At 65.6% G+C, this 10,551-nt stretch carries 11 protein-coding genes; 1 reads left to right on the top strand and 10 read right to left on the bottom strand.

The genetic code is table 11. The annotated features are described in order from the left end of the window. Window positions 1-2 precede the first annotated feature (2 nt). From gspK to WP12_RS06285, 10 genes are all read right to left on the bottom strand, one after another. Window positions 3-977: a type II secretion system minor pseudopilin GspK gene (gspK, locus tag WP12_RS06240; protein ID WP_046192902.1), complete on the bottom strand. Its 975-nt coding sequence runs from the start codon at window positions 975-977 to the stop codon at window positions 3-5. Next, complete coding sequence (gene gspJ / locus WP12_RS06245) at window positions 974-1,555, bottom strand: type II secretion system minor pseudopilin GspJ (protein ID WP_046192903.1); 582 nt, start codon at window positions 1,553-1,555, stop codon at window positions 974-976. The genes gspK and gspJ overlap by 4 nt, the downstream gene beginning before the upstream one ends. Further along, window positions 1,552-1,929 carry a type II secretion system minor pseudopilin GspI gene (gene gspI / locus WP12_RS06250; RefSeq protein WP_235399000.1) on the bottom strand — a complete coding sequence of 126 codons (378 nt, stop codon included), beginning with the start codon at window positions 1,927-1,929 and terminating at the stop codon, window positions 1,552-1,554. The genes gspJ and gspI overlap by 4 nt, the downstream gene beginning before the upstream one ends. Next, window positions 1,919-2,374: a GspH/FimT family pseudopilin gene (locus WP12_RS06255; protein WP_046192905.1), complete on the bottom strand. Its 456-nt coding sequence runs from the start codon at window positions 2,372-2,374 to the stop codon at window positions 1,919-1,921. The genes gspI and WP12_RS06255 overlap by 11 nt, the downstream gene beginning before the upstream one ends. Beyond that, window positions 2,349-2,795 (bottom strand): type II secretion system major pseudopilin GspG, encoded by a 447-nt coding sequence (gspG, locus tag WP12_RS06260; protein ID WP_046192906.1) that lies wholly within the window; start codon window positions 2,793-2,795, stop codon window positions 2,349-2,351. The genes WP12_RS06255 and gspG overlap by 26 nt, the downstream gene beginning before the upstream one ends. Then, window positions 2,792-4,015 (bottom strand): type II secretion system inner membrane protein GspF, encoded by a 1,224-nt coding sequence (gspF, locus tag WP12_RS06265; protein WP_046192907.1) that lies wholly within the window; start codon window positions 4,013-4,015, stop codon window positions 2,792-2,794. Before gspF ends, gspG begins: the two co-directional genes overlap by 4 nt. Then, window positions 4,008-5,513 (bottom strand): GspE/PulE family protein, encoded by a 1,506-nt coding sequence (locus WP12_RS06270; RefSeq protein ID WP_046192908.1) that lies wholly within the window; start codon window positions 5,511-5,513, stop codon window positions 4,008-4,010. Before WP12_RS06270 ends, gspF begins: the two co-directional genes overlap by 8 nt. Continuing rightward, window positions 5,510-7,633, bottom strand: coding sequence for a type II secretion system secretin GspD (gspD, locus tag WP12_RS06275; protein WP_046192909.1), 2,124 nt, complete (start codon window positions 7,631-7,633; stop codon window positions 5,510-5,512). The genes WP12_RS06270 and gspD overlap by 4 nt, the downstream gene beginning before the upstream one ends. Then, the gene (locus tag WP12_RS06280) at window positions 7,630-8,454 is read right to left on the bottom strand and encodes a type II secretion system protein N (RefSeq protein ID WP_152663915.1); all 825 of its coding nucleotides are present in this window, start codon (window positions 8,452-8,454) and stop codon (window positions 7,630-7,632) included. The genes gspD and WP12_RS06280 overlap by 4 nt, the downstream gene beginning before the upstream one ends. 96 nt (window positions 8,455-8,550) lie before the next feature. Continuing rightward, window positions 8,551-8,937 carry a DUF983 domain-containing protein gene (locus tag WP12_RS06285; RefSeq protein WP_046192910.1) on the bottom strand — a complete coding sequence of 129 codons (387 nt, stop codon included), beginning with the start codon at window positions 8,935-8,937 and terminating at the stop codon, window positions 8,551-8,553. A gap of 530 nt (window positions 8,938-9,467) precedes the next feature. On the opposite strand from WP12_RS06285, the gene WP12_RS24745 reads away from it, so the two are divergent. Beyond that, window positions 9,468-10,475, top strand: coding sequence for a hypothetical protein (locus tag WP12_RS24745; protein ID WP_152663916.1), 1,008 nt, complete (start codon window positions 9,468-9,470; stop codon window positions 10,473-10,475). Window positions 10,476-10,551: the final 76 nt, after the last annotated feature.

The following is a 10,551-nucleotide window of genomic DNA, read 5'->3' on the forward strand; positions in this document are numbered from 1 at the left end:
CGCTACCGATTCCCCCAGGCCCTCGCGACCACCCGCGACGGCGCAATTCCGCCGTCGATCAGGGCCACTTCCCTCACCTGCGCACCGGCCAGCCTCACGTCAAGCTCCAGCGTGAACCAGCGGGTGCGAACCGCGATTTCCTCTCCCAGACCGGCGGCGTTTCCCATCGCCGCAATCCCAGGCTGCTCCCGGAACTGCGCGCTGTTCGACCAGCCCCCTGCCGGCCTGCTCCGCAATATCGCTGCAGCCTGCGGCACCGGCATCCGCCCGCCGTAGAGCATCGCCAGCAGCGGGGCTCGCTCGGGAGGCAATATGTTGACATTGAGTGGGGCGATTTCGCTCACCGGCAGAGCGCACACCCACGGGCTGATCGCCGTGTATATGGCCGGCGTCACCCCCGCCACGGCGCGGAGCTCGCTGACATCGGCCATCAGCGTGTTGGCGGCGCGATAGGGAACGGGCGCGCGGGCATAGCTTTCGTCCTCAGCGCCCTGACGCTGCGGCACGGTGTCGCTGTCGATCCAATCCGTGATCGCGGCAACCAGCGGGCGGCTGCGCGTGGCGGGCACCCCCGCGATCGTCAGCAACGTCCCAAGCCGTTCCATCATCTGCGGCCGCGCGGTAAAACCGTTCAGCTGATTGCCGCTGACGAGGCTGTTGAGGTTGAAGCATGCCCCGCCGTCGCCCAGCTTCGCGCGGATCATGCCGCCTTCGACCGGGATCGACCGACTTTCACCCGTCCAGCCTGCCGGCAAGGAGTTCTCTCCGCGTGCCCGGTCGTTAAGCCGGTCGACGATCAGTGTCGCGAGCCCTTCCGCACCGAGCGCATAGCCTCGCGCCTGATCGATCGCGCGCGCATTGCCGGCAAGGCGCGTCGCCAGCGCAAGACGGTCCATCGCCAGCGCGGCGAGCGCCGCGATCAGCGCGACCAGCAGGAGCACCGCAAGCAAAGCCGCGCCACGCTCGCCCGGCTTCATCTCCCTATTCCCACCAGAAAGAGCTGCCGGACGTCACCGACGCCGTCGACCGTCATCACCAGTTCGATCGCATCGGGCACATCGGCGGGAAGGCGCGGTCGCCAGGTCTCGGTCCACACGCCCTGGCGGCGATAGCGCAGCGCCAGTTTCGATATCCCCGTCATCAGCGGGCTGCGCACCGCGCTATCGGGTGCGACGCCGTCGACCATCGGCCAGCTGGCGCGGACCAGCGCTCCGTCCACGAGGCTGTATGACACTTTCTGGAGCGAGGAGCGCGGCGCTGCGCTGTCGTTGGTCCAACCCCCGCGCACGAAGCCAAGCACCGTGCGGTCGCCGATCACCGCCGCCTGCCGGTCCCCCCGCTCATTGCGGCTGGTTCGCGGAACCAGCTGCGCCATATCGGCGGTGAGAAGCACCGACGCGCGGCGGACCGCGGCGATCCGGTCGAGCGACCGGTTCGTGCTCTCCTGCGCATCCAGCGAAAATCCGAGCAGATATCCCCCCGCAACCGCGATCAATCCGAAGATCGCGAGCGCGACGAGCAGTTCGATCAGCGTGAAGCCGCGCGCGTCCTTCATGCCGTCCGCCGATAGACGGTGAGCGACGCCGCCTCGCCGCCAAAGGGGCTCGCGACGATGACGCGCACCTCAACCAGCCCCGCGTCGGGCATCGGGCGGGTGATACGGACCCAGGGCCAAGGCCGGCCCGCCTGCATCTCGGTGCCGCTGGCCGTCCCGATCACCGGCGCGTTTGGATCGGTCAGCACCTCGACCGCGCGATTGCGCGCTACGATCTCGGCGGCGGCGCGGACTTCGAGCATCCGCGCGTTGGTCATCGTCGCCCCCTCGAGGCGGAGCAGGGTCAACGCGGCCAGGCTGAACACCGCCAGCGCGACCAGCACCTCGATCAGCGTGAATCCGCGCTCACATCTCTCCATCGAATCAGCCGCCAAGCGCTACACCTCCGCCGGCGTCGACCGTCACCGTCCGGCGCAGTCCCTGATAGCCGAGCGACAATATGACAGGGTCAGCGAGCCCGGTGGTGTCGAAGCGAATGCGCTGCTCACCCGAGGGCACCGCAACGACGGTCATCCCCTCGGGCAGTTCGACCGCGCGAAACGGTTTGTCCGTCTCGGCGACCCAGGCCGCACCGTCGAAGCGCTCGAAACGATAGCCACCGGGCTGAAGCCGGATCGCCATCGGGCGCGAGGACATCACCGCTTCGTCACGCAGCGCCGCGGCCTGCGCCGCGAGCCTCTCGCTGCTGTCGCGCAACGCCCGCTCCGGCCCCGGCAGACTCAGCATGACGGCGGTGGCGCCGACCGCGACGATCGCCAGCACGACGATCAGTTCGATCAGCGTGAAGCCGCGCTCATTTCCAGTTACCGATATCGGCATCCTGTCCCTCGCCGCCCTCGCGGTTGTCCGCGCCGAGGCTGTAGATGTCGACCGCGCCATGCCTGCCCGGCGCCGCATAATGATAGGGATTGCCCCAGGGATCGTCGGGCAGGCGCTTGATATATCCGCCCGCGGGGTAGCGCCCGGGCTGCGCCAGCCCCGCCGGAGCCGTCACCAGCGCCTGCAGGCCCGCCTCCCCCGACGGATAGGCGAACATATCGAGCCGGTAGCGTTCGGCCGCCTGTTCGAGCAGCGCGATATCGGTTCGTGCCTTCTCGGCCATCGCCCTGTCCTGCGCGGGCATGACGTTGATCACCACCACCGTGGCGAGCAGACCGAGAATCAGCAGCACGACCATCAGTTCGATGAGGGTGAAGCCACGTTCGTCCAGGCCGCCTTCGTGATTTTCCATTTCCATCATGTCAGTCCCGCCAAGGTATCGAGCTGCAATATCGGCAGCAGTATCGCCAATATGATCAGCGCAACAATCGCGCCCATCACGACGATCACCGCCGGTTCGAGCAGCGACAGCAAGGTCGATGTGAACAAATCAAACTCGCGTTCGAGATAGTCGGCGGCGTGTTCGAGCATTTCGTCGAGCCGGCCCGCCGCCTCGCCGCTCGCCGCCATATGAACGAAGATCGCCGGAAACAGCCCCGACCGGCGCAGCGCAGCCGACAGGCTCGATCCGCCTTTGATATCTTCGACGATCGCCTGCGAAGCGCGGCGCAGCGCCTGGTTGCGCAGGGTGGCCGTGGTCATCGCGATACCCTCGACCAGCGGCAGCCGGCTTTCGACCATCTTGGCAAGAGTCCGCGCCATGCGGGCGGCATGGAGATCGCGGATCAGCCGGCCGAGCAACGGCAGACGCAACAGCCAGGCGTCGAAGCCATGCCGCCGCTCGGGATCGGCAAGCAGCCGGGCGGAGAGCAATCCGCAGAACATCACCGCGAGCAGCATCGCCCACCACCAGGAGCCGATAAACTGCGACACGCCGATCACGACCCGCGTGAGCAGCGGCAATTGCTGGCCGACCGTATCGAACTGCTCGACGATCTTCGGAACTACGAACAGCATCAACGCGAGCACGACGCCGCCCGCGACCAGCGCAAGCGCCGCCGGATAGGCCAGCGTGGTGACTAGCTTGTTGCGGATTATCGCCTGCCGCTCCTGAAGGTCGGCCAGCCGCTCCAATATGTCGGGCAAGGTGCCGCTCGCCTCGCCGGCCGAAACCATCGCGCGATAGAGCGGCGGAAAGCTCCGCGCTTCGACAGCAAGCGCATCGGCAAGCCGGTGCCCGCTCAGCACCGACCCATGAACGGCATCAATCACGGCGACGACGCGCGGCTTGCCGCTCTGCTGGCCGATGCTGCGGAGCGCTTCCTCGATCGGCATGACGCTAACCAGCGTCGCCAGCTGCCGGGTGAACAGGGTAAGCTCGCGAACGCTCAGCTTCGCCCGCCGCGTCAGGAGGCTCGCGGTCAGGCTGGGCCCCGGCCCTTCGCCCGCCTTATCGACCGCGACGACGTAATAGCGGCGCGCCTCAAGCCGGGCACGGGCGAGATCGGGTGTCGCCGCCTGCATCCGGCCCCGCCGCTCGCGCCCGCCGGCGTCGATTGCCCGCCAGGCATATTCAGCCATCGCTGGCGTCGCTGCGCAATATCCGCAGCGCTTCCTCGGCACTGGTTACGCCGTCTCGCACCAGGCGGCGCGCCGCCCTGGCGAGGGTGTCACCGTTCACGAAGGCGATCTCCGCGATCGCATCCTCGTCGCCATTGTCGTTGATCACGGCGCGGATGCGGTCGTCGACGCGGATCAGCTCGAACAGGCCGATCCGTCCACGATAGCCGCTATGCCCGCAACTATCGCAGCCGCGCGGCGTGCGGACCAGCTCGTCCTTCCTGAGCTTGAGCGCGCTGCGCACGCCGGAAGCGGGCGCATCGGCCGTCGAGCAGATCGGGCAAAGCCGCCGGACGAGCCGCTGCGCGATGACCGCCCGCAGTGTCGATGCGATCAGGAAGGGCTCGATCTTCATGTCGCGCAGCCGGGTGATCGCGCCCACCGCGTCGTTGGTGTGGACTGTCGACAGGACGAGATGGCCGGTCAGCGAAGCCTGGGTCGCGATATCGGCAGTCTCGCGGTCGCGAATCTCCCCGACCATCACCACGTCCGGGTCCTGCCGCAGGATCGCGCGCAGCCCCGCGGCGAAATCGAGCCCGACCCGCGGATTGACCTGGGTCTGGCCAACTCCATCGATCGCATATTCGACCGGGTCCTCGACCGTCAGGATGTTGCGGCTGCCATCGTTGAGCAGGCGCAACGCGGCATAGAGTGTCGTCGTCTTGCCCGAACCGGTCGGGCCAGTGACGAGGATGATGCCGTTCGGTTCGCTCAGCGCCGTGGTGAACGCCGCTTCGATCTTCGCCGGCATGCCAAGCGCGTCGGGTGCGATCCCGGCGGCCTCCTTGTCCAGGATGCGCAACACCACGCGTTCACCCGCACGGCCTGGCAGCGTCGAGACGCGGACATCCAGCAGCCGCCCGGCGATCGACAGGCCGATACGGCCATCCTGCGGCAGACGGCGTTCGGCGATGTCGAGCCGGGACATGACCTTGATCCGGCTCGCGACCAGTGGCGCGACCGCGATCGGCAGACGCAACCGCTCGGCCAGCACGCCGTCGATCCGCATCCGGACGACGAGGCCGCTCTCATAAGGTTCGAAATGGATGTCGGAGACGCCATTGCGCACCGCTTCGGCGATCATCCCGTTGATCAGCCGGATGACGGGCGCGTCATCGGCGCTGTCGAGCAGGTCGGCGCTGGTCGGTATTTCGCTCGCGAGCGCGCTCAGTTCCTCGCCCATCACCAGCGCGCCACCGAGCATCTCGGCCGCCTCGCTATCGACGGCATAATATTCGGACAAGGCCCGCTCGAATCGCTCGGGCGTCAGTGCTTCGATCGTGAATCCATGGCCGAGATGGCGGCGAAGTTCGATCAGCGCGGCGCGGTCGGCGGCGCTGCTCATGCCGATCAGCGGACGCCCATCGCCATCGCTGCCGGTCAGCGGCACGAGGCCGGTCCGCCGGGCGAAGCCATAGGGTATGTCGGATGCGGAAGCGATCGCCGCCTCCTCGCTCACTGGCCGCGCGGCGGCGGCGCCGGCGCGGGAACCGGGCGGAAGACCTGGCTCGATGTCGTCACCTTCGGGACGATGATCTCGGGTCCGCCCGAAGGCGCGGCGGCGACCGGCGGCGCAACCGGCACGGTGGTTCCCATATAGTCCGTCACCAGCTCGTCGATGCCGGGCTCCTCGCCAGGCTTGCCGTACCGGACCTGCTCGCCACGAATATATCCATAGCGCTGGGCGGCAAGCCGCTGCGCATCGGCTGGGCTGCGCAGGATCGTCGGCCGGATGAACACCATCAGGTTGGTCTTCACATGACTGCGGGAGCGCGACTTGAAAAGCTCGCCGATCGCCGGAATGCGGCTCAAAAGAGGGATCGCCTCGATCGTGCGGCGTTCATTGTCGTCGAGCAGGCCGCCCAATGCGATGATATCGCCGTCATCGACGGTGACGGTTGTCTCGATCTCGCGTTTGTTGAGGATCAGGTCGGGCGATCCGCTGGCGACGGGCCCCGCGATCGACGAGACCTCCTGCCGCAGAAACAGCTTGATCGCGCCGCCTGCATTAATCTGCGGCTTCACCTCGAGCTGGATACCTACATTCTGGCGCTGAACGGTGCGGAACTGGTTCTCGAAATTGTTCGAAAGCGCCTGTCCGGTGGTGATCGGAATTTCCTGCCCTACGAGCAGTCTGGCTTCCTGATTATCCAGCGTCAGCACCGATGGCGTCGACAGGATGTTCGATTTGGTATCCGTCTGCACCGCATTGATGATCGCGGCGAAAATACCATTCTTGCCGATCGTGTCCGCAAAGCCCGCAAAGCCGCCGCCGGCATTGAGGATCGAGCTCACCGCAGCCTCGGCCAGCTGGTCGCTGATCGCATTATTCTCGGTCGTCGTCGTCGTCGTGCCGTTGACGACCGTCGTCGTGGTCGACAGTTCGCGCGCGCCGACCGCACCCGCGATCGTCAGCAGGTTTGGCGCGGCGTTGGAATAATTGGTCGCCGCGATCGGTACGCCCGACCCCGGCTTGCCGCCGAGCAGGAACTGAACGCCCAGCTTGCGGGCGGCATCATTGGATATTTCGACGATGATCGCTTCGACCAGAACCTGATCGCGCCGCGTATCGAGCTGACGGATCACCTCGCCCAGCGTGCGCTGCACATCGGTGGGCCCAGCGATGATGATCGCGTTCGCGCCTTCATAGCGCGTGACGACCGCCCCGCCGCGTCCCGACGACGTGGGGGCCGGCACCGGCGCGACGGCAGCGCTGGTGCTGGCGGAAGCAGGCGTCGTTGCGGCAACCTCCCCGGCCTGGCCGACGAGCTGCTGGAGCACCGGCATCAGCTTCGCGGCGTCGGCATATTGCAGGAAGATCACCCGTATCTCGGACGCGCTCGCCGCGCGGCGATCGAGATCCTCGGCGAGCGCCGCCATTTTCGCGACGCTCGACGCATCCCCGCGCAGCAGCAACGCATTGCCGCTGTCGACCGCAACCACGGTCGCCCCGGCCGCACCGCCCTGCCCGGCCGTCAGCGTGCTCAGCGCCGAGGCGATCTCGCGCGCGCCGGCGTTCCGCAGCGGGATCATCCGGGTCGAGGTGCTATCGCGGTCGATCCGCGCTATCAGGCTGCGCATCTGGCGCAGATTGTCGGCATAGTCGGCGATGACGAGCGAATTGGCGCTACGGTTCGCGGTAATCGATCCCTGCGGGCTGACCAGCGGCTTGAGCGTATCGATCGCGCTGGTGGCGTCGATCGCGCGCAGGCGCACCACATCGGTCACGAAATTATTGGCCGATCCGCTGCTGCGCCCCGACAGGGCCGCGGCGCCATCCGCCGGCTGGATACGGAAGGCCCCACCCGCCATCGGCACCGCGACAAGGTTGTTTGCGCGCAGGGTCGACAGGAACAGCTCGAAATATTCGCTCTTGCTCAAAGCCCGGTCGGTGACGACCGACACCTTGCCGGCGACCCTGCTGTCGATGATGAAGTTGCGCCCGGTAACGCGCGCTGCATCCTGTATGAAAGCGCGGATATCGGCGTCACGCAGGTTAAGCGTCTGCTGCGCGGAAATCGGGGCGGCCGCCAGAGCCAGAGCCATGGCAAGCGCGCATGTCGCGTTCCATGACCTCATTTGCCGCCTCCTATCGTAAGCGGCACCCGCTTGCCGCCACGTTCCACCTCGACTGTGACAGCCTGCCCGCCGCCCGCCAGTTGTTCGAGGCCAGCGCCGTCGCCCACCGTGCGTCCGTCGATCGTCATCAGCACGTCGCCCGGCTGGAAGCCGGCGGCCGCAAAGGCACTGCCGATCGATCCGGGCCGAAGCACGTAACCCTCGATCCGCCCGCCGCGCATCCGCGGTTCTGCCGAGATGTCGGCGATCAGCGGCGGCGTGACGGAGGGTGCGCGGATCGCCGCGAAGGGATCGGCCTGCACCGGGCTGCCGGACATCGACGCGACCGGCGCTTCGATCGACTGATCGAGATAGAGCGTCTCGCGCGCGCCATCGCGCAGGATCGTGACGCTGTCGAACGCCACGGCGGCGAGTACCGCGCCGGGGACGATCTCATCGCCGACCGCATAGCTGTTCTGGGTGCCATCGGGTAGGCCGATGATTGCCGAGCCGCGTCCCGAGACGCTGTCGGCCCGCACGCCATGAAGGCTGAGATTGAGCGAGGTGACGACTCCGGGCCCCGCCGCGCCCAGGTTAAGCCGAAAAAAAGGGTCGAAGGCCGAAAAGGCCGAAGGCGAGGCATCGAAGCGGACGGCTGCCGAAGATGACGCGTCGTCGGGTGCGGTCGGCGCGGCCAGCGCCCAGACCAGCCCGAGCGCCGTCACGGCGACCACGCCGATCATCATATATTCGAGCGCCTTCTGAAGCTGCAGCGCGCCAAGCGCCGGAGGCCGTGCCCAAGCACGCCAGTCCACCGCGCGCCAGTCCAATCCCACGGCCACTCGCTACCCCCCAAATCCCTCGCGGAGCCAGCTATAAGCGAGATTAGAGGAGCTTAGGAAGCATCTTATCCTCGCGTGGGACGAGTTGCGCCGTCCTTACCGCCCGCCGGAAAAGCCGTGCATGCGCCGCGCCCACTGCAATCCGATCACCAATCCCTTGGCCGGCTGGATCATCAGCATCGCGATCACCAGCGCCAGGCCGGGCCACAGCGTCATTTGAACCCACATCGGCATATCCAGGCGCAGGTTCGCCGCGACGACAAGCGGGACCAGCACATGGCCGAGAACCAGCACGACAAGATAGGCCGGCAGATCATCCGCACGCTGATGCGCCCAGCTCTGGCCGCACGCCGGACAATGGTTCACCGGCCTGAGGAACGATCGAAACAGCCTGGATTCCCCACAGGCGGGACAGCGTCCCTTGAGGCCACGCAGCATCGCGGCGCGCAGATCACGTTCGTCGCTGACAGGATCGTCGACCATGTGCGGGCCTTAACAGACGGCAAGCGGAAGGAAACACCGCTTTGTTCGTTGACCGCGCCGCTGCGCTTGTGGCAATCGGCATTCGGATCGGCGATCCCGTTCACGGTATCGCGGGTGTAGCTCAATGGTAGAGCAGAAGCTTCCCAAGCTCTTGGAAATCCCAGAAAACCGCCATTTTTTCTGTAAAACGCCTCAACTCCGACTTGCCTGTTTTCAATGACTTAGTGATTGGTTGTAAAACAAGCAGCCGATCATCGATAGAGCATCGAAGGGCGGCGATACCCCGTTAAGGGACCGGTATTGCTAGGCAAGGCGGGGCAGAAATGGCTAAACCATATAGGGCGGCTTCTTGGCGACCACCGCATCTCACGCGCCACGAATGGTTTGACGCCTGGGATCTCGCAGAAAGTGTGTTCCTGGTTTGCAGACATCCAGACCACTGGTTGATAACGGATTTCCTCACCGACCATGTCGCCTGCAAACGTGAGGAGACGCCCGCTCTCTTCGAGAGTGACGCCTATGATCTAGCGATGGCAATCATCGTCGAGGAACGCCCAAAGCACGAAGCACGCCTCCACGCTCGCAACGCACGTGAGGCGGCATGGAAACGGTTGGAACGATCGCGCCTACCGATGAGCCATCCTCGCGCATGGCGCCGTAGCGACGTAACTGCGGCAATCGGCCACCGTCGAACGCAGTTCGCTGTCGGCCAAGGCGGATTTCACGTCGGCGAGCTTCAACCGCTCGGCGACGATCCTAGTGATTGGCAATGCGCGATGCGTGCTAACACCAATCCCGCCGCCGATTTCACGTACGTTTATGATTGTGGTTCCGAACCCGCCTCGCTGGTGCGCAACTCTGTCAGGTCTTTCGTCCGAGCGCGCGCTGGAAAGCCGATCCAAATGTTGTTTTTGTCGCATCTGGATCGCGACCACATCACCGGTGTGCCCCAGCTCCTCGACAAAAGGGCCGGCGTCGCCGTCGATACGATCGTGCTGCCATATCTCGATGAATTGGACCGTATTATTGCATTTAGTCGAAGCGCAGACACAGAAGGTGAAGCGTCTATCGAGCGCTTTCATGCCGATATGGTTTTAGACCCCGTAGCGACACTGAATCAGTTCGAGCCCAGGCAAGTGATTTTGATCCCGGCAACCGACGATGAAGGCCTGGCAGGGCTACTTCCTACCGATCCCCCCTTCGGACGTGGTGATGATTTTGGCTGGACGACCGAAGCGCTATCGGGTGGTGGCTCACCGGATGTGCATAGCGACGCAGCCGGTGCGATCGTGCTGCGGCGCGCAGAGTTTGCGCTTTCCCTTCGCGGCGAATGTCACTGGCGGCTGCGACCCTACGTCAGGCGCGCACGCGAGGAAGATCGCCAAGCGTTTATGACTGCCACCGAGTTGCTACTCGGTTGGCCCCGTGGAAGCTTTCGGGACAAAACCTCTTCAACCGAGCAGCGTCGGGTGCTCGTCACCCGAGACTGTAGATCGGCGTGCAAAAAGGACCCCCTTAGCGGGGTGATCGGCGTCTAAAAGGGACCCCTCATTTCGATGGTTTAAACGGCCGACTGGATTGTCAGTTGGCGAGATCGGGATGTTGGTTGTGGAG

Source organism: Sphingomonas sp. SRS2 (assembly GCF_000971055.1).
Taxonomy (GTDB): Bacteria; Pseudomonadota; Alphaproteobacteria; order Sphingomonadales; family Sphingomonadaceae; genus Rhizorhabdus.